19 protein-coding genes and 1 riboswitch are annotated in these 17,808 nt (G+C 71.0%); of the genes, 9 read left to right on the forward strand and 10 right to left on the reverse strand.

Annotation, left to right across the window (positions count from 1 at the left end; genetic code table 11):
• The 7 genes from ABZY57_RS27730 to ABZY57_RS27760 form a co-directional block, all read left to right on the forward strand.
• On the forward strand, window positions 1-2,078 hold a 2,078-nt coding region (locus tag ABZY57_RS27730; RefSeq protein ID WP_356516452.1), incomplete at its 5' end, for a choice-of-anchor A family protein.
• 110 nt (window positions 2,079-2,188) lie between these two features.
• On the forward strand, window positions 2,189-2,944 hold the full coding sequence (locus ABZY57_RS27735; RefSeq protein WP_356516454.1) for a L,D-transpeptidase: 756 nt from the start codon (window positions 2,189-2,191) through the stop codon (window positions 2,942-2,944).
• A gap of 133 nt (window positions 2,945-3,077) precedes the next feature.
• Window positions 3,078-4,298: an Ig-like domain-containing protein gene (locus ABZY57_RS27740; RefSeq protein WP_356516484.1), complete on the forward strand. Its 1,221-nt coding sequence runs from the start codon at window positions 3,078-3,080 to the stop codon at window positions 4,296-4,298.
• A gap of 92 nt (window positions 4,299-4,390) precedes the next feature.
• On the forward strand, window positions 4,391-5,158 hold the full coding sequence (locus ABZY57_RS27745) for an enoyl-CoA hydratase-related protein (protein ID WP_356516456.1): 768 nt from the start codon (window positions 4,391-4,393) through the stop codon (window positions 5,156-5,158).
• Window positions 5,159-5,427: 269 nt separating this feature from the next.
• Window positions 5,428-5,931: an ATP-binding protein gene (locus tag ABZY57_RS27750; protein WP_356516458.1), complete on the forward strand. Its 504-nt coding sequence runs from the start codon at window positions 5,428-5,430 to the stop codon at window positions 5,929-5,931.
• A gap of 384 nt (window positions 5,932-6,315) precedes the next feature.
• The gene (locus ABZY57_RS27755; protein WP_356516460.1) at window positions 6,316-7,134 is read left to right on the forward strand and encodes a polysaccharide deacetylase family protein; all 819 of its coding nucleotides are present in this window, start codon (window positions 6,316-6,318) and stop codon (window positions 7,132-7,134) included.
• Window positions 7,131-8,327, forward strand: a complete 1,197-nt coding sequence (locus ABZY57_RS27760; protein ID WP_356516462.1) for a YncE family protein — start codon at window positions 7,131-7,133, stop codon at window positions 8,325-8,327. Before ABZY57_RS27755 ends, ABZY57_RS27760 begins: the two co-directional genes overlap by 4 nt.
• A gap of 89 nt (window positions 8,328-8,416) precedes the next feature.
• On the opposite strand, the gene ABZY57_RS27765 is transcribed toward ABZY57_RS27760, so the two are convergent.
• Window positions 8,417-9,655: a cytochrome P450 gene (locus ABZY57_RS27765; RefSeq protein WP_356516464.1), complete on the reverse strand. Its 1,239-nt coding sequence runs from the start codon at window positions 9,653-9,655 to the stop codon at window positions 8,417-8,419.
• On the reverse strand, window positions 9,636-10,403 hold the full coding sequence (locus ABZY57_RS27770; protein WP_356516466.1) for a tRNA-dependent cyclodipeptide synthase: 768 nt from the start codon (window positions 10,401-10,403) through the stop codon (window positions 9,636-9,638). The genes ABZY57_RS27765 and ABZY57_RS27770 overlap by 20 nt, the downstream gene beginning before the upstream one ends.
• Window positions 10,404-10,657: 254 nt before the next feature.
• On the opposite strand from ABZY57_RS27770, the gene ABZY57_RS27775 reads away from it, so the two are divergent.
• A complete protein-coding gene (locus tag ABZY57_RS27775) occupies window positions 10,658-10,870 on the forward strand; it encodes an EF-hand domain-containing protein (protein ID WP_266904270.1) in 213 nt (70 codons plus the stop codon).
• Window positions 10,871-10,915: 45 nt separating this feature from the next.
• Here the strand turns inward: ABZY57_RS27775 and ABZY57_RS27780 are convergent, their stop codons facing one another.
• From ABZY57_RS27780 to ABZY57_RS27800, 5 genes are read right to left on the reverse strand one after another with little or no spacing between them, the layout of a single operon-like run.
• Complete coding sequence (locus tag ABZY57_RS27780) at window positions 10,916-11,506, reverse strand: helix-turn-helix transcriptional regulator (protein WP_356516468.1); 591 nt, start codon at window positions 11,504-11,506, stop codon at window positions 10,916-10,918.
• A gap of 9 nt (window positions 11,507-11,515) precedes the next feature.
• Window positions 11,516-12,367 (reverse strand): ATP-binding cassette domain-containing protein, encoded by an 852-nt coding sequence (locus ABZY57_RS27785; RefSeq protein WP_356516470.1) that lies wholly within the window; start codon window positions 12,365-12,367, stop codon window positions 11,516-11,518.
• Window positions 12,364-13,113 (reverse strand): cobalt ECF transporter T component CbiQ, encoded by a 750-nt coding sequence (gene cbiQ, locus ABZY57_RS27790; RefSeq protein ID WP_356516472.1) that lies wholly within the window; start codon window positions 13,111-13,113, stop codon window positions 12,364-12,366. Before cbiQ ends, ABZY57_RS27785 begins: the two co-directional genes overlap by 4 nt.
• A 3-nt stretch (window positions 13,114-13,116) precedes the next feature.
• Window positions 13,117-13,446 (reverse strand): energy-coupling factor ABC transporter substrate-binding protein, encoded by a 330-nt coding sequence (locus ABZY57_RS27795; protein ID WP_356516487.1) that lies wholly within the window; start codon window positions 13,444-13,446, stop codon window positions 13,117-13,119.
• An 8-nt stretch (window positions 13,447-13,454) separates the two neighbouring features.
• Window positions 13,455-14,150: an energy-coupling factor ABC transporter permease gene (locus ABZY57_RS27800; protein WP_356516474.1), complete on the reverse strand. Its 696-nt coding sequence runs from the start codon at window positions 14,148-14,150 to the stop codon at window positions 13,455-13,457.
• 28 nt (window positions 14,151-14,178) lie between these two features.
• Window positions 14,179-14,373, reverse strand: a riboswitch (cobalamin riboswitch).
• A 277-nt stretch (window positions 14,374-14,650) separates the two neighbouring features.
• On the opposite strand from ABZY57_RS27800, the gene ABZY57_RS27805 reads away from it, so the two are divergent.
• Window positions 14,651-15,382: a flavodoxin family protein gene (locus ABZY57_RS27805; protein WP_356516476.1), complete on the forward strand. Its 732-nt coding sequence runs from the start codon at window positions 14,651-14,653 to the stop codon at window positions 15,380-15,382.
• A gap of 29 nt (window positions 15,383-15,411) precedes the next feature.
• On the opposite strand, the gene ABZY57_RS27810 is transcribed toward ABZY57_RS27805, so the two are convergent.
• The 3 genes from ABZY57_RS27810 to ABZY57_RS27820 form a co-directional block, all read right to left on the reverse strand.
• Entirely contained in the window at window positions 15,412-15,933 is a 522-nt protein-coding gene (locus ABZY57_RS27810) for a hypothetical protein (RefSeq protein ID WP_356516478.1), read from the reverse strand.
• Between the two features lie 151 nt (window positions 15,934-16,084).
• A complete protein-coding gene (locus ABZY57_RS27815) occupies window positions 16,085-16,492 on the reverse strand; it encodes an SsgA family sporulation/cell division regulator (RefSeq protein WP_356516480.1) in 408 nt (135 codons plus the stop codon).
• Window positions 16,493-16,693: 201 nt separating this feature from the next.
• Window positions 16,694-17,808, reverse strand: a 1,115-nt coding sequence (locus ABZY57_RS27820; RefSeq protein ID WP_356516482.1) for a ricin-type beta-trefoil lectin domain protein, incomplete at its 5' end; no start/stop codon positions are given.

Genomic DNA, 17,808 nt, shown 5'->3' on the forward strand with positions numbered 1-17,808 from the left:
GGGACCGGCGCCGGCCGGTCCCGAAGGCCGCGGCCGCGGCCCTGCGGGCACCGCTGCCGGGGGGTCTCGGTCCCTGCCTCGGGCCGGGGTGCCCGCCGGTGTTCCCGCCGATCGAGGTCGGCACGGACCCCAACGGCTATGACGAGGCCGTCAACATCTTCGTCGGCGCCGACTTCCTCGTCCGCGAGCGCGCCGCCGAGGCCGAGGGCAAGGTCGTCGTCCTCGGCAGCTTCGACCAGAACAAGAACCTGGCGGCGGGCGCCGGCGGCGGGTACAACATCGGCATCGTCGGCGCGGGATCGCTCGTCCGTCCCCCCGCGGGCTCGGACTTCCTCACCACCGGCCGCGACGTCACGGTGGCCACCGGCCAGCGCCTGATCTCGGACGGCGGCGTCGTCCGCCACGCGGGCACCGCCCCCGGACCCGGCACCGTCACCGGCCCGCTCGTGGCCGACCCGGCCGCCATCACCCCGTACGCCGGCCTGCGCGACCAGCTCACCGCAGCCAGCCGGTGCTACGCCCGGGTCGACGGCAGCCCGCGCCCGGCAACGGGCACCGCCGTCAACCGGGACGGCTTCACCGTCTTCACCGGGGACGGGACCTCCGCGCTCCAGGTCTTCACCGTGGACTTCGACATGGTGGGCGCGAACGGCACCGGCGCCATCGGCATCCGCTTCCAGGGCATCCCGGCCGACGCCACCGTCCTCGTCAACGTCCTGGGCGCCGGCCGCACGCTCAACACCTTCAGCGGCAGCCTCAACGACACCGGGCCCTCCGCCGACGCGTGGAACGGCTACCGCACCCGGCTGCTCTGGAACTTCCCCGACGCCACCGACGTCCGGCTCGTCGGCAGCGGGCAGTTCCAGGGCAGCGTCCTCGTCGGCGAGCAGGCCTCGCGCACCACCGTGACCCTGCCCGGTACCAACGGCCGCTTCTTCACGACCGGAGAGCTCGTCCACACGAGCACCAGGGGCGGCGGCCAGGAGTTCCACGCGTACCCCTTCGACGGCGACCTGCCCGACTGCGGGGGGCAGGGCCCGACCGTGGGGCTGGTCTCCGTCCTCAAGCAGGACACCGGCGACACCCCGCTGGCCGGGGCCGCCTACGAGCTGTGGCACGAGACCAACGGGGTCCCAGGGGCCCAGTTCACGAGCCCCGGCGGCGACACCAAGGTCGCCGACTGCGTCACCCCGCAGAGCGGCATCTGCTCCCGCACCGTCCCGCTCGGCACGTACTACTGGCGCGAGACGCAGGCACCGGACGGCTACGAGCTCGCGGAGAACCCCGTCGCCGAGCTGACGCTGACCGCGCAGAACGCCGCCGCCGGCGTGAGCGTCCGCATGAGCAACGCCGCCCTCCCGGCCGCGGCCGAAGTGGTGCTGCGCAAGTCCGACGCGGACGGCGGGGCGCTGCTGCCCGGCGCCCGCTTCGAGCTGTGGCGCGAGGCCAACGACCGTACGGGCCTGCAGACCACCGGAGCGGACCCCGACGAGCAGCTCGCCGGGTCCTGCACCACCGACGCACAGGGAAGCTGCACGGTCCAGCTCCCCGTCGGTGAGCGGTACTACTGGCGGGAGACGCAGGCACCGGCCGGCTACGACCTGCCGGCGGACCCGGTCACGCCCTTCGACCTCGACGCGGGCCACGTGACGACGGGCCTCGTGGTCGGTGTCACGGACGAGCGGACCGGGGAGCCCGAGTACGAGGGCTCGATCGAGGTCCTCAAGAAGGACGCGAAGACCGGGAAGCCGCTGCGCGGTGCGGTCTTCGAGGTGTGGAAGGAGACCAACAGCACCCGTGGACTCCAGACGCGCGGCATCAACGCCGACCGCAGGGTGACGCAGGGCTGCGCGACCGACCGGGCCGGGGTGTGTGCGTTCCCGGACCTGGAGGAGGGCTGGTACTACGTGGTCGAAACGGCCGTACCGGAGGGCTACCTCCTCCCGCGGAACCGGGTCACGGGTCCGCTCCACCTGGACGGGAACACCCCGGACCACCGCCTGGTGGTGACCCTGGAGAACAAGCGCGACGACCACGGCAAGGGCCCGAGGCCGCCGAGGGCGGGCCGGGCCGGATAGGCCCGCCCGGGTGGGCCGGTGACCCTGCCGGCCCACCCGGCGCGCCGGTGCCGGGCGGATCCGCTTGGCTCGGAGCCGAGGGCCCGGCCGGCGGGCGCGAGGAGGCCCGTATGAGCACAGGGGACGCGGCAGGCGCGATGGGCAGGGCGGCCGTCACGGCCGCGATCCTCGCGGCGGCGGCCCTCGTCCCGCCGCCGGCAGCCGCGGCGGATCCGGCACCGGCCCCGTCGTCCCCGGCCGCGTCGTCCCCGATCGCGGCCGCGGAGGCGGAGGCGTGCACCGCCGGGACCGGTCCCTACCAGCGCGAGCTGGAAGACCACGTGCGGCGGAGGACCGACGGGACACAGGACGCGGGGGACTGCGAGGCGATCCGCGCCTTCCAGCGGGGCAACGGGATCAGGCCCGCCGACGGCTACGCCGGACTGGTCACCTTCCGCACCATGGTCGCGGTCGCCGCCCGTGCGAACCCCAACGCCGCCGGCGGCTGCCCGGTCCGCCGGCACCGGGTGACCTGCGTGGACCTGGAGCGCCAGCTCCTGTGGGTGCAGCGCGACCGCACCGTGGTCTTCCCGCCCGTGCCCGTCCGTACCGGACGCGACGACGAGGAGACCCGCCTCGGCTGGCACGAGGTCTACTGGCGCAGCGAGGACCACAAGTCCACGCTCTACGACGGTTCCCCCATGCCCTACGCCCAGTTCTTCGACGGGGGCCAGGCCCTCCACGGCCGCGTCGGCAACCTGTACGCCCACGGCGGCTCGGCCGGCTGCGTCAACCTCTCCGTCCCCGACGCGCGGCGGCTGTGGGACCTGCTGACCGAGGGCGACGCCGTCTACGTCTGGGGCGCCAAGCCCGGCACGGAGGGCTGACTCCCGGCGCACCGGCCACTCTTGGGACGGAACGGTGACATGACCGTACTGTCTCGTGATCCCCCATGTGATTTCCTGGCGACAAGCGCGCGACTGTCCGTGCGCGGGGGACATGGGGAGAACGATCGTGAACCTGCAGCCGATACGCGGGCGCGCCCGCACCGGCCTGCCGGCCCTCCTGCTGGGTGCGGCCCTGCTGTTCACCAGCGCCTGCAGCGGCGGCGGAAGCGGTGGCGGCGCCGGCGGGAGCGGTGGGGGCGACGGGGGTACCGGCACGACCGGTACCGAGGCGTCGAAGGCCGTCGTGAACGTCAAGCCGGACGACGGGGCCAAGGAGGTCGCGACGAGCGGCATCCTGAAGATAACCAGCACCGGCGGCAAGCTCACCACGGTGACGGTCGCGGACACCAAGGGCAACGCGGTGGAGGGCAAGCTCGCCGCGGACGGCGCGAGCTGGGAGCCCGCCCGCCACCTCGCCGCCGCCACCGAGTACAAGGTGCACGCGGTCGCCAAGGACGAGGCCGGCCGCGAGTCCGCGAAGGACACCACCTTCACGACCCTCACGCCCGCCAACACCTTCATCGGCCAGTACACCCCCGAGGACGGATCGACGGTCGGCGTGGGCATGCCGGTCTCGATCAACTTCTCCCGCGGCATCACCAACCCCGAGGCCGTCGAGAAGGCCATCACGGTGACGGCCGATCCGGCCGTCCCGATCGAGGGCCACTGGTTCGGCAACGACCGCCTGGACTTCCGCCCCGAGAAGTACTGGGCCGCGGGCACCAAGGTCACCCTCAAGCTCGAACTCGACGGAGTCGAAGGCCGCCCGGGGGTCTACGGCAAGCAGACCCGTACGGTCAGCTTCAAGATCGGCCGCTCCCAGGTCACCACGGTCGACGCGAGCAGCAAGCAGATGCAGGTGGTCCGTGACGGCCAGGTGCTCAAGAACGTCCCGATCACCGCGGGCGCCCCGTCGACGACCACGTACAACGGGCAGATGGTCATCAGCGAGAAGTACAAGGTGACCCGGATGAACGGCGCCACCGTCGGCTTCGGCGGGGAGTACGACATCTCCGACGTCCCGCACGCGATGCGGCTGACCACCTCCGGCACCTTCGTGCACGGCAACTACTGGGCCTCGTCCGGCACGTTCGGCTCCGAGAACGTCAGCCACGGCTGCGTGGGCCTCAAGGACGTCCGCGGCGCCGGTGACGGCAGCCAGCCCGCCGCCTGGTTCTTCAACGAGTCGCTGATCGGCGACGTGGTCATCGTGAAGAACTCCAAGGACAAGACCGTCGCCCCCGACAACGGCCTCAACGGCTGGAACATGGACTGGGCGGAGTGGATCAAGTAGCCCCGGTTCCTGCGCAGTAGTCGCCCGGGTGGCCCGGTGCTGTGACCCACAGCACCGGGCCACCCGGCGTTAACCGGCGCTAACCTTCCCGTATGACCATCTCTCTCGAAGTCTCCGAAGGCGTCGGCGTCATCCGGCTGGACCGGCCGCCCATGAACGCCCTGGACATCGCCACGCAGGACCGGCTGCGCGAGCTCGCCGTCGAGGCGACCGACCGGGCCGACGTCCGTACGGTCGTCATCTACGGCGGCGAGAAGGTGTTCGCGGCCGGCGCGGACATCAAGGAGATGCAGACGATGGACCACGCGGCCATGGTCGCCCGGTCCCGCGGACTGCAGGACGCCTTCACCGCCGTGGCCCGGATCCCCAAGCCGGTGGTCGCGGCCGTCACCGGCTACGCCCTGGGCGGCGGCTGCGAGCTGGCCCTGTGCGCGGACTACCGCATCGCCGCCGACAACGCGAAGCTCGGCCAGCCCGAGATCCTGCTCGGCCTGATCCCCGGCGCGGGCGGCACCCAGCGGCTGTCCCGGCTGATCGGCCCCTCCAAGGCCAAGGACCTCATCTTCACGGGCCGCATGGTCAAGGCCGACGAGGCGCTGACCCTCGGCCTCGTGGACCGCGTGGTACCGGCCGCCGAGGTGTACGAGCAGGCGTACGCGTGGGCCGCGAAGCTGGCCCAGGGCCCGGCCCTCGCGCTGCGCGCCGCCAAGGAGTGCGTGGATGCCGGCCTGGAGGCCGACATCGACACCGGTCTGACGATCGAACGGGGCTGGTTCGCGGGTCTGTTCGCCACCGAGGACCGCGACCGAGGGATGCGCAGCTTCGTCGAGGAGGGGCCGGGTAAGGCCAAGTTCCTTTAGCGCAAGCCCTGTCGGGGTCCTCGTAGGGATCCTTGCCGGGGTCATTCCTGTGGGTGGATTAGCCAGGGCTTAAGGCAGCCTTAAGGCGAGCTGGTGATCCACTCTGGGTGATCACTGCCTCGCGGTGCGTCACCGCAGGTCAGCGACGTGTGGTGGCCCCCGGGTTGCCGATTGCATATGCCAGAAAGGCCCCTCGGAATCAAAGATCCCGAGGGGTCTTTTCCTGCGGAACGGCCCGAACGGCCGTACCGGCCCTCCATGATGGGTGCATGGCGGGTCTGGAGGGTGTGGAACAGCCGCGGCAGCGCAGTGGCGCTTCCGCCGTACGGCTCACGGCGGCCCTGGAGGACGAACTGGGCCTCAAAGCGCTGGAGTTGTACGGGAACCCGGCCGAGGCGGAAGTGACGCTGCCGTCGATGCCCGAGTCGGCGAGCACCGCCCGCCGGCTCACGCAGTGCGTGGTCGTCCGCCTGTGGGGCCTCTCGCCCCAGATCGCCGAGCACACGGTCCTGCTCGTCTCGGAGCTCGTGGGCAACGCCGTCCGCCACACGGGGGCCCGGTCCTTCGGTTTACGGATGCTCAGGCGGCGCGGCTGGATCCGCGTGGAAGTGCGCGACCCCTCGCGCGGGCTGCCCTGCCTCATGCCCGTCCACGAGATGGACACCACCGGCCGGGGGCTGTTCCTCGTCGACAAGCTCTCGGACCGCTGGGGTGCGGACCTGCTGCCGCGCGGAAAGATCACCTGGTTCGAGATGCGTGTGGCCGACCGCTGAGGATCGCCCCCGGAACGCCAGAAACCCCCTGTCGCCGTCGTGGGGCGCTGTGGGGGTTTCATGGGTGCGCCGAGGATCGAAGGGGGTGTGATCCTCGGCGGGGACTTCGCTCGGGTCAACGGGAAGCCGTGATTCCGACTATGGCAGACGAGGGACCAAATGCCAAAAGTCCCAAGTTGGACATAAGTGTGCATATCCTAAGACTTTCTACCTAAATCTTAGGTGAGATGGGCCACTGGCCTCGTAATCAGCGAGTGGAGATCGGCCGCTCTGCGTGAATCGTTGATCATATAGCGGACGGTGGTCGGGTGGCACCGGTTCGGCCGAAGGTCCTGAATTGGGTCAATCAATACCTACACGGGCATCCACCCCTTAAATGGGCGGGTGCCCTGCTACCCGGACCGCCGATCCGCTCTCCGTGCCGGCGCGGCGGTCGCCGCCGGCGCCCTCACCGCCGCCTGCGGCACGGACGCCCGCACCACCCCCGGGCCGTCCGTATCCGGGACGGCCCCCGCGGGCCCCGCGGCCCCGGCGAAGGCCGCCCCCGACAAAGCGGCGACCCGGGCCAAGGCGGCTCCCGCCCCGCGCCGGTTCGCCGGTCAGCCCGTGGAGATCGGACACGGCCCCCGCGGCCGGCCCGGCGTCGCGCTCACCTTCCACGGCAACGGCGACCCCGCCATCGCCAAGGCCGTGCTCGCCGAGGCGGAGCGGGCGGGCGCGCGGGTCACCGTACTGGCCATCGGCGCCTGGCTCGACGCCCACCCGGAGATGGCCCGCCGGATCCTGGACGGCGGCCACGAGCTCGGCAACCACACCCAGCGCCACCTCGCGATCAACACCATGCCCGAGGAGCAGGCGTACGCCGAGATCACCGGCTGCGCCGACCGCCTCAAACGGCTGACCGGATCCATCGGCACCTGGTTCCGCCCGTCCCAGACCCAGTACGCCAGCCCCCTCGTGCGAAAGCTGGCCCAGCGGGCGGGCTACCCGCACGTCCTCTCGTACGACGTGGACTCCCTCGACTTCACCTCGCCCGGTGCCGCGGCCGTCATCCGCACCGTCATCGGCCCGATCCAAGGCGGATCGGTGGTGAGCCTGCATTTCGGCTACGCGGACACGGTCGACGCGATGCCACCCCTCCTCGAAGAACTCGCACGCCGCAAACTGCGCGCGGTGACCACCACGGAGCTGCTGACCCCATGACGACCACCCGCCTTCCCCGGAAGGCCACCGCGTTGCTGGCCGGTCTGGTCCTCGCCGCCCTCGCCGGCTGCGGAGCGGCCGACGAGGGACCCGCCGAGGCCCTGGGCACGAAGGGGCCCGCCGCGCCCGCCAAGGCCGTACCGGCGGTGCCGGCCGCGCCGCCGGGCCTGGCCGGAATGCCGCCGCTCCTCGATCCGAACGACGTGTACGCGGCCGACCGGCCGAACAAACTCTCCCCGGTGGTCAAGGACTTCCCGTCCCGCGTCTACGTGCCGAACACCAACTCCAACACGGTGTCCGTCATCGACCCGGTCACGTACAAGGTCATCGACACCATCCCCGTCGGCGTCCAGCCCCAGCACGTGGTCCCGTCCTGGGACCTGAAGACCCTCTGGGTCAACAACAACCGGGGGCACACGCTCACCCCGATCAACCCGGCCACCGGGGAGGCCGGCAAGCCCGTCGAGGTGCACGACCCGTACAACCTGTACTTCACGCCCAACGGCAAGTACGCGGTGGTCATGGCCTCCATGGACAAGGAGCTGGTGTTCCGGGACCCGCACACCATGGACCGCGTGAAAACCGTCCCCGTAACCTGTTTCGGCGTCAATCACGCAGACTTCTCCGCGGACGGCCGCTACTTCATCGTGAGCTGCGAGTTCTCCGGTGAACTGCTCAAGGTCGACACCGAGAAGATGGAGGTCGTCGGCCAGCAGAAACTGCCCTTCGAGGGCGCCATGCCGCAGGACGTCAAGGTCTCGCCGGACGGAAAGACCTTCTACGTCGCGGACATGATGGCCCACGGCATGTGGGTGCTCGGCGGCGACAAGTTCGAGACCCCCAAGCTGCTGCCCACCGGTAAGGGCTGCCACGGCCTCTACGTCAGCCGCGACTCCAAGGAGATGTACGTCTCCAACCGGGGCGAGGGGTCCGTCTCCGTCTTCGACTTCACGCAGAACAAGCTGACGAAGAAGTGGGAGCTGCCGGACGGCGGCAGCCCCGACATGGGCGGGGTCTCCGCCGACGGCAAGGTGCTGTGGCTCTCGGGCCGCTACAACTCCGAGGTCTACGCCATCGACACCACCACCGGCAAGCAGCTCGCCAAGATCCCGGTGGGCGGCGGACCGCACGGCCTCGCCGTCTACCCGCAGCCCGGCCGCTACTCCCTCGGCCACACCGGCATCTTCCGGTAGGGCGCGAGGGCGCGTACGCGCAGGAAACGGGCGTGCCCCGGGAGCTCGCACAGCTCCCGGGGCACGCTGGGCCGCTCACCGTCGCCTCCTCACCAGGCGACGGGGAGCCGTTCGGGAAGCCGCTTGATGAAGCCGGTCCGCCACACGAGGTTCTCCGCCGGCACCGCGAGACGCAGCTCGGGCAGCCGCTCGACCAGCACCTCCAGCGCGATCTCGGCGTGCGCCCGGCCCAGCGCGGAGGCCGGGCAGAAGTGCCGGCCCGCACCGAAGGCGAGGTTGGCGTGGGAGCTCTCGCGCTCCAGGTCCAGCTCGTCGGGGTTCTCGAAGGCCTCCGGGTCGAAGTTGGCCCCCTCCAGCAGGACGAGGACCAGCTCGCCCTCCTTGACCAGCACGTCCCCGACCTGGATGTCCGCCATGGCGATGCGCGGCAGGCCGTCGCCCACGGACAGGTTCCAGCGCAGCAGCTCGTCCACTGCCCTGCCCATGCGCTCCGGGTGCTTGCGCAGGTACCCGATGAGCTCGGGCTTCTGGAGCAGCGCCAGGACCGCCAGGGTCAGGAACGCGGAGGTCGAGACCGCGCCGGCCCCGAAGAGCGAAACGGCGACGGTGGCGAACATGTCGTCGGTCAGGTGCGCCGACTCCGGGTCCGCCTCCTTCAGCTCGGCGAACTTGCCGAGGAGCCCCGTACGCTCCTCGGCAGGCAGCGCCAGCTGCGCCTTCAACTGCTCCTCGAAGTAGCCGACGTCCTTGTACCAGTTGAGCGCCGAGTCGGCGAACGGCTCGCGCGCGGTCATGAACGCGACGTCCAGCCCCGACATCAGGCGCCGCCAGTCCTCGAACGGCACGCCCAGCACCTGGCAGTGCAGCGCCGCGGAGAAGGGGTCGGCGAAGGCGGCCCGCAGGTCGGCGGGCCCCCCTTCGGCGAGGAGCCGGTCGATGAGCTCGCCGGCCTTCGCGCGCAGCCAGTCCTGCAGGCCCTTCTGGCGCGGGTTGAGCGCCTTCATGACCGCGTTGCGCAGTCCGGCGCTGTTGATGTTGCCCATGTTGTTGACGACCTCGGGCGGGATCGTCAGCGCGTACTGGCGCGGAACACCGGCATTGGCCGTGTCCTTGAGGCTGAACCGCTCGTCCTCCAGCACCTGCTTGGCCAGCGCGTAGCTGCTCACCAGCCAGGCCGGGTCCCCGGTGAGGGTGCGGACCTTCGCGACCGGCGCCTTCTCGCGCAGCCAGGTGCACTCCTCGGGGAGCACGTCACCGCGCCGCGAGAGCGGGAAGTCGATGAGGGGCTCGGCGGTCCGTCCGGTGCCCTCAAGCTGCTCGACGCTCATCGACGGTCCTTTCGGTTGGTGCGGTGTTCGTGTTCGCGTCGCTCTGTGCCGTTTCGGCCGCCTCGGGCCGTACCACGGCGTATGCCTGGTTCCTCGTCGCGCGCAGTCCCCCACCGCGCGCGAAGAGGACGTCGGTCATCGGCATCTTGACGTGGTAGGCCGCCACGGAGGACGGCACGTCGAGAATGCTCGGGGTGTCGATGAAGAACGGCAGCTCGGCTGCCATGTAATCGAAACAGACCTGCAACTGTGCGTCGGTGATGGATTCACCCTCCGGCAACTTGGATCCGACAAAATGCAGGGCCATTTCCTCGCAGCCCTTGCGGAATTCGTCGTCGGTCTCCAGGAAATGGAGTACGCGTCTGTGCAGAAGTTGGTAGACGGGGTTCGTCTGGAACTCCGAAAGTGCCCTCACTCGGATCTCGGCATGGGGAGGTCCTGATTCCTCCACGCCCTTGAGAATCCTTCGCCGGACTGCCTTGATTTCCTTCGTCGCGCGCTTCTCGGCGTGTTCCTGGGTGTAGCCGAAGGCGGCGAACATCCGGTCCACGTGGAGGTCTGCGTAGACGAAGTCGACCTGTGCGAAGCGGGTCGTGGCCCATCGGGTGAGGTGGGATATGCGCTCGGAGCTGAAGTAGCTGTTTCCAGGACTCACTCCGATGAGCACATGGTCGCCGTCTTCCCAGATGTGGTGGCAAGTGCGGGTGAAGGGCAGAACTTCGAATGATGCGTCAGCTGTGATCGTCACCTGTGTGATCGCCCTTGTTGCCGCTTGTCCCTGGGAGCCCTGCGCTCCCGGTGTGGCGGCAATGTCACTACGTTATGCGGTGGCCCCGGAGCGTGACAAGTGGAGGCTTGAATTGTTGGCTGGAATTATCGCTTCCGTACTACGGAAGGGTAATTGAATATCTATCTGCCGCTCGAACGGGACCCGGGGCGTGAGGGGGGAGGGCGTGCCGCTACCCTGAGCCGGTCAACAAGCACCAAGAAGGGGTGGACCCAGTGGCGGACATCGAGAGCGCACGGACGACGTTCGGCAAGTTCGACGTGAACGGTGACGGCTTCGTGACGGCCGACGAGTTCCGTTCGGCGATGGCGGCGATGGGTGACCCCTACGTCACCGGCCCGGTCGCGGAGGCCGTGATCGCCGCCAAGGACTCGAACGACGACGGCCTGCTGAGCTTCGACGAGTTCTGGGCCTCCCTGAACAAGTAAGCCCCCGCGCCGCCCCCGGCCCCTCTGCCGGGCCGGGGCTGCGCGTCAGGCCCGCCCCGGCTCGGCGGCCATGCCCTCCACCTCGGCCATGCCCTCTGCCTCGGCGAGGGCCTCCACCTCGGCGAGGGCCTCCTCCAGCCAGCGCAGCCAGAAGGTCTCCAGCCCGGTCCCCGCGTGCAGCACGACCCGCCGCAGCCGGTCCTCCCCGGAGTCCCGCCCGGCTGGGAAGTCCTTCTCCTCGATCCCCTCGTACACGGCCAACTGGGCCCGGTGCAGCTCAAGATGCCGCCGCAGCTCCGCGGCCAGCCCCTGCGGCCCCACGACTGCGGCCGCCCGGATCCGCAGCAGCAGGGGATCCCGCACCGGCTTGGGATCCTGACTCTCCCCGACCCACCGCGCCAGCTCCCCGCTCCCGGCGGGCAGCACCTCGTACTCCTTCTTCTGCCCCCGCACGGGCCCCTCGCTGGGCAGCGCCCGGATCAGCCCGGCCTCCTCCAGCCGGCCGAGCTCGCGGTAGATCTGCTGGTGCGTCGCGGACCAGAAGTACCCGATCGACTTGTCGAACCGCCGGGTCAGCTCCAGCCCCGACGAGGGCTTCTCGAGCAGGGCGGTGAGGATGGCGTGCGGGAGCGACATGCGGCCATCCTAGATTTGCCCCCAGAGCGCCAGTGCCTCCGCTGTGCGTGGACCCGGGGCCTCCGCGGCCAGGTGGCCGTGAGCGCGCAGGAAGGCCGTCACCGCCGGGGACCAGGCCGGGCGCAGGCCCGCCGAGGTGAGGAGGGACGGATCCGAGAGGAGGGGCTCGGCCGGGCCGAAGCGGATGCCCGCCGGGCTCAGGACCGCCGCGTCGTCGGCCCAGCGGACCGCCAGGTCCACGTCGTGGGTGGCCATGACCACCGTCGTACCCGCCGCGCGCAGTCCCGCGAGGACGTCGAGGAGCCGCTCCTGGCCGTCCGGGTCCAGGCCGGCCGTCGGCTCGTCCAGGATGAGCACCCGCGGAGCCATCGCCACCGCCCCCGCGATCGCCGCGCGCTTGCGCTGGCCGTAGGAGAGCAGATGGGTGGGGCGGTCCCCGAGGTGCGTGATGTCCAGTGCGGCCAGAGCGGAGTCCACGCGGGCGCGGACCTCCGGAGCGGGGAGCCCCAGGTTCATCGGGCCGAAGGACACGTCCTGCTCCACCGATGCCGCGAACAGCTGGTCGTCGGGGTCCTGCACCACGAGCTGGACGGACGTGCGCAGCCGGGTCAGTCCGGCCCGGTCGTACGAGACCTCCGTGCCGTCCAGCCGCAGCGACCCCGTGCCGGGTTGCAGGCCGCCGCTCAGCAGCCGCATCAGGGTGGTCTTGCCGCTGCCGTTGCGCCCCAGCAGGGCCAGCGCCCGGCCCGGCGCGATGGCGAAGTCGACGCCGGTCAGGACCGCCGGGCCGTCCTCGTAGGCGTAGCCCGCGCCGGACAGCTCCACCACCGGATCCAGCGACGGGTTCAGCGACGGGTTCACAGGTACAGCCCCTTCAGCATGAGGGTCAGGGTGATCAGGGCCGCCAGCAGGCCTGCGGTGGCCGTCAGGAAGCGCCACGACAGGGCCGCCTCCGGTACGAGGACCCGCAGCGCGCCGTCGTAGCCGCGTCCGGCCAGCCCCGCCTGGAGCTTGGCCGCGCGGTCGAAGGCCCGTACGAACGAGGTGGCGGCGAGCCCGGCCAGGGAGCGCCACACCGCCGCCCGGCCGGTGTGCCCGAGCCGGGCCGCCTGGGCCCGGCGGACCTGGGCCATGGAGTCGAGCAGCAGGAAGCCGATCCGGTACATGACCAGGGCCACGTCCACCACCGGGGCCGGCACCCCGGCCCGGACCAGCCGGGGCAGTACGTCGGAGACCGGGGTGGTGAAGGCGAACAGCAGCAGCCCGAGCGAGGCCGACGAGGTGCGCAGCAGCAGTTCGGCGGCCAGCCGGGGCCCGTCGGGGGCCAGGGACACCGGCCCCGCCGGGCCGCCGACCGCGAAGAGCAGCGGCAGCGCCCCGGTGAAGCAGAAGCCGAGCGGGATCCGGAAGGCCCGCCAGAGCTGGCGGCCCGCCACCCCTGCCGGGCCGAGCAGTACGGCGAGGGTGGCCGCGGCCACCAGCGGCCCGCCCGGCCAGGGCGGCAGGCACACGGCGGTGACCGTCAGCCCGATCCCCAGCAGGGCCTTCTCCAGCGGGTGCCGGCCGCGCCAGCGGCTGCCGTGCGCGGCCACGTCGATCGGCAGCACCGCCTACGCCTCCGGGGCGGTGGCGCCAGCGGCGGCGGCCGCTCCCTGGCGGCGGCCCGTGCGGACGCCGAAGTAGTAGGCGAGCACGCCCGCGCCCAGCGCCGCCTGCAAGGCGAACAGCGCGGACTCGATCTCGCCGGAGGGGGGCTCGTAGAGAGGGGAGAACCAGGGCTCGTAATCCGGCTTCAGCTCGGTGATCGCCGCCTCCGCCTGAGCGTCGGCGCCGGTGAAGGGCTCCTCCTTGCCCTCGCCCAGCCCCAGGGCGAGAGGCAGGACGGCCAGCGCCGCCACCAGGAGCAGCAGCAGGCCGTTGATCTTCGCGTTCTTGGACATCCCGCTCATCAGGCCGCCGCCTTCTCTCCGGTACGGGCGGAGGTCAGCTTCGCGACGCCGAGCCGGACCAGGTCCGACTTGCTCGACGCCATCAGCAGCCGCATCACCAGGACGGTCAGCAGCCCCTCGCTCACGGCCAGCGGTATCTGCGTGACCGCGAAGATCCCCCCGAACTTCGCGAGCGATCCCGCGACTCCGGAGGCCGGGTCCGGGAAGGCCATGGCGAGCTGCACGCTGGTGACGCAGTAGGTGACCAGGTCGGCGAAGAAGGCGCCGAAGAACACGGTGACCATCAGCGGGAGTGCGAACTTCCGCAGCAGCCGGTAGACGGCGTAGCCCGCCCACGGGCCGGCGACGGCCATCGAGAAGACGTTGGCGCCGAGGGTGGTGAGCCCGCCGTGGGCCAGCAGCAGGGCCTGGAACAGCAGGGTGATCGTGCCGAGCACCGCCATGATCGGCGGCCGGAACAGGATCGCCCCGAGCCCCGTGCCGGTGGGGTGCGAGCAACTGCCCGTCACCGAAGGGATCTTCAGGGCGGACAGGACGAAAGTGAATGCTCCGGACGCTCCGAGCAGCAGCGTGCTCTCCGGGTTCGCCTTCACCTCGCGGGTGAGCGAGCGGACGCCGTGGACGACGAAGGGGGCGGACGCGGCGCCCCAGGCGACCGCGTGCAACGGGGGTAGGAACCCCTCGGCTATATGCATGAGTGGGGAGACCTCTCCAGCACCTCGTGGATGGACAACGCGCCCCGGCCGGTCTCCTGGCTCACGGGTTGACGTCCATGCTCCGCCTTCCCGGGCAGCGCGGAACCTCCCGCGCAGCCCAGTGGCTTTCCCGCAGGAGTGGAGCCGGACTTCCCGATCACAGTGGCGAGGGCCGCACCGGTTTCCCACCGGTTTCCCGAACACCAAGGCCCGCTGACCCTAGTCGGCCGCACGGACCGGTAACAACCCGCCCCAATCACGCCGGGCGGCGACCGGATTCCGCTTCGTGGTCACTCTCCGTGTCCGGTGGCTCGTCGGCCGCCCCAAGGGCGCGGGCCGGAGGGGGAGTTCCGGGTGTCGGGGCCGCAGGGTGCCGGAGGTTGCGCCGCGCCATGGCGTTCCGCACGCAGGGGGGAGCGCGGACGGGGCCGGCGGACGGGACGGGCACGGACGGGTGCGGTCGGCTGGCGGGGCCGCCCGGCGGCGAAGAGGCTGGTGGGGTGACCGCCGAACCCGATGCCGCGCCCGCTGTCGACTACTCCGACCTCACCGCCGTCTATGTCAACTGCACGCTCAAGCGATCACCCGAGCCCAGCAACACCGAGGGCCTGATCGACAAGAGCCGCGCGGTGATGGAGGCGGCCGGGGCCCGGACCTCGCTCATCCGCGCCGTCGACCACGACATCGCCACCGGAGTCTGGCCCGACATGACCGACCACGGCTGGGAGAGCGATCAGTGGCCGGTGCTCTACAGCCAGATCATGGACGCCGACATCCTCGTGCTGTGCGGCCCGATCTGGCTCGGTGACAACAGCTCGGTGATGAAGCAGGTCATCGAGCGGCTCTACGCCTGCTCCTCGATCCTGAACGAGCAGGGCCAGTACGCCTACTACGGGCGCGTCGGCGGGGCGCTGATCACCGGCAACGAGGACGGCGTCAAACACTGCGCCATGAACATCCTCTACAGCCTGCAGCACCTCGGCTACGCGATCCCCCCGCAGGCCGATGCCGGATGGATCGGCGAAGCCGGACCGGGTCCCTCCTACCTGGACCCCGGATCCGGCGGACCCGAGAACGACTTCACCAACCGGAACACGGCCTTCATGAGCTGGAACCTCATGCACCTGGCCGCTCTGCTCAAGCGGTCCGGCGGGATGCCGGCGCACGGCAACCAGCGCTCCCAGTGGGACGCGGGCTGCCGCTTCGACTTCCCGAACCCCGAGCACCGGTAGGTCCCCGGCCCGGCCTCCCGCCGGTGTGCTCAGCAGACGTTCGGGTGCGCGATGTCCAGGACGAAGCGCTCCGGGGCGTGCAGCGTGAACGTGGTGTAGGCGGGCTTGGTGTTGAAGGCTGCGCCGAAGGTGACGTACCCCTCGTAGTCGCCGGTCAGGGCGAGGCCCTTCAGTTTGGGCAGGTAGATCTTGAGGAGCTTGGGCCCGCGGTAGACGTTGCGGCCCGCGTCGTCGTGTCCGGCGGCGGGGTGCAGGCGGATCTCCAGGAAGTACCGCCCGGCCAACGGGACTGGCTTGCCGGACCCGTCGTAGACCAGCGACGGGACGGGGGTGACGGTGACCGCGGGTACGTATCCCTGCAGGTCGATGACCACGCGGTCGTACGTGCAGTGCCCGCCCCAGCGGGCATTGACGACGAGCGGAGTCTGTGTGGCGGTGGTGGAGGCGGCGGTCGTGGCTGCGGCGGATGCCGGTGCGGCGAAGGCGAGCATGGCGGTGAGCAGTGCGCCCAACCCCAGTGCCGTGGCCTGCCGGCGGCGTGGACGGTTCATGGCGTCCCCTCGATTCCGAGAGACGGGGAACGGTGTCACCCGTGAAGACGCGCCCGGTACGGCCGCGGTTGCACCCGGTTCGCCGGGTTCACCGGATTCGCCGGGTTGACCGTGTGGGCCGGGCTGATCGTGTTGACCGGGTTCACCCGGCTCAGCTGGGCAGGAGGGCGCTCAGCTCGGCGTCGAGGTCGTAGTGCCGGTGTTCCAGGCCACGCGGCACCAGCTCGGTCATCCGGCGGCACAGTTCCCGTACGTCCTTGGCCCGGGCGGACACCACGCACGACTGCTCGCCGTTGCTGAAGGCGAGGAAGACCCGCGGCTCGGTGCCCTTCCAGCGCGGCCACACCTGTACGTCGCCCTCGCCGGTGGCGCAGATCTGGCCGTCGAGCAGCAGTTCCCGGGAGAAGACCCAGTGCGCGAGGTGCATCCCGGCACCCTCGAAGTCGAGGGAGATCTCGTAGGGCCGCTCGGTGCGGTACACGAAGACGCCCCGCACCGGGACGGGCGCGGGTGCGGCCTCGAGCCGGAGCGACAGGACGCGGTGTTCGGTGCCGGTCATGCGGGCGCCTCTCTCTCGGGGTGGGGGCTCGCCGGCGCACGCGCGACATGCCCACTCGGGCAAGCTAGCCCACCCCCGGGCCGCCTTTCCGCTGCCAAAGGTCCCGTCCGGCCGGGTCGCTCGGCCCGACTTCGCCCGATGGGCCGAGCCCCGCCCTCCGGGGGGAGGGCGGGGCTCGGCGGACGTGCGACCGCCAGTGGGTCAGGGTGCCGCGTCGTAACTCGGCACGGGCAGCGGCGCGGTGCCCAGGGCGGCGAGGGACCAGCGCTGCGGGTCCGTCTGGTTGCAGTCCCAGAGCTGGAGCTGGATCCCGTTGGTCGTGTCACCGCCGTTCAGGTCGAGACAGCGACCGGAGACCGTGTTGTAGAGGCTGCCGTCGGCGCGGGGGAGGAACTGCTGCGCCGGGTGGTTGTGGCAGTCGACGGCCTGGATGGGCGTGCCGCTGCCGGTACCGGCGTCCTTGGCGTCCATGCACTTGCCCTGGATGCGTACGGTGCCGTCGGCCCGGACCTCGAACTGCTGGGCGAGCCCCCCGTTGATCTCGTTGCAGTCCCAGATCTGCACCTTGGTGCCGTCGGAGGCCAGGTCCGCGCACTTGGCACCCCTCGCGGTCAGCGAGATCTTGGTGGTCGCGCCGATGGCGGCCGGGGCGGCCGCATAGGGGTAGGCGGCGAAGTTGCTGATGCCGCCGACGAAGGTGCCGAAGTAGTCCGGCTGCCCGTTGACCTTGTACCGGCCCAGGACCAGCGGTCCGGTCGGCGCCGGGCTGGTGGCGGCGGCGTGGTTGCCGCTCCCGGCGAGGACGCCGTCGACGTACAGGCTCATCAGGCCGGTCTCGGCGTTGTAGACGGCGGTCAGGCGGGTCCAGGTGTCCGCGTTGAAGCGGGCCGCGTCGTTGACCTTGTCGGACCAGTCGTACGACCAGCCGTCCACGTCGCCCCTGGCGATGGCGAACCGCCACGAGGAGGTGGCGGCGTCTGCGTAGAGGGTGAAGGCGCTGTTGCGCGTGTTGTCCTGGCTGGCGATCAGACCGCCGTTCGGGCCGGCCTTGGCCCAGGTGCTGAGGGTGAAGCTCTTGCGGGTGTCGATGGAGGCACCGGTGGCGGTGATCGTCGCCTGGGCGCCGCCGAACGCCGCGTAGGGAGTGCTGCGGCCTTCGATGACCGCGGTGGGGAAGGTGACGGCGCCCGCGATCGTGCCCGGCGTCTTGTTGCCGCCGGCGCTGGGGGTTTTGCCGGAGGTCGCCGAGTTCAGCTTCCACTGGTGGATCGGGGTGTTGAGGTTGCCCTGGAGGGTGAAGGTGGAGGTGACTCCGG

This window comes from Streptomyces sp. NPDC006450 (assembly GCF_040612195.1).
Lineage (GTDB): Bacteria > Actinomycetota > Actinomycetes > Streptomycetales > Streptomycetaceae > Streptomyces.

What these genes read in the sequence shown, in the direction of transcription:
- ABZY57_RS27795 (WP_356516487.1), bottom strand. Translation starts at nt 13,446, where the DNA reads ATGTCCAAGAACGCGAAGATCAACGGCCTGCTGCTGCTCCTGGTGGCG.
- ABZY57_RS27745 (WP_356516456.1), top strand. Translation starts at nt 4,391, where the DNA reads ATGACCATCTCTCTCGAAGTCTCCGAAGGCGTCGGCGTCATCCGGCTG.
- ABZY57_RS27800 (WP_356516474.1), bottom strand. Translation starts at nt 14,150, where the DNA reads ATGCATATAGCCGAGGGGTTCCTACCCCCGTTGCACGCGGTCGCCTGG.
- ABZY57_RS27760 (WP_356516462.1), top strand. Translation starts at nt 7,131, where the DNA reads ATGACGACCACCCGCCTTCCCCGGAAGGCCACCGCGTTGCTGGCCGGT.
- ABZY57_RS27815 (WP_356516480.1), bottom strand. Translation starts at nt 16,492, where the DNA reads ATGACCGGCACCGAACACCGCGTCCTGTCGCTCCGGCTCGAGGCCGCA.
- ABZY57_RS27810 (WP_356516478.1), bottom strand. Translation starts at nt 15,933, where the DNA reads ATGAACCGTCCACGCCGCCGGCAGGCCACGGCACTGGGGTTGGGCGCA.
- ABZY57_RS27750 (WP_356516458.1), top strand. Translation starts at nt 5,428, where the DNA reads ATGGCGGGTCTGGAGGGTGTGGAACAGCCGCGGCAGCGCAGTGGCGCT.
- ABZY57_RS27735 (WP_356516454.1), top strand. Translation starts at nt 2,189, where the DNA reads ATGAGCACAGGGGACGCGGCAGGCGCGATGGGCAGGGCGGCCGTCACG.
- ABZY57_RS27780 (WP_356516468.1), bottom strand. Translation starts at nt 11,506, where the DNA reads ATGTCGCTCCCGCACGCCATCCTCACCGCCCTGCTCGAGAAGCCCTCG.
- ABZY57_RS27765 (WP_356516464.1), bottom strand. Translation starts at nt 9,655, where the DNA reads ATGAGCGTCGAGCAGCTTGAGGGCACCGGACGGACCGCCGAGCCCCTC.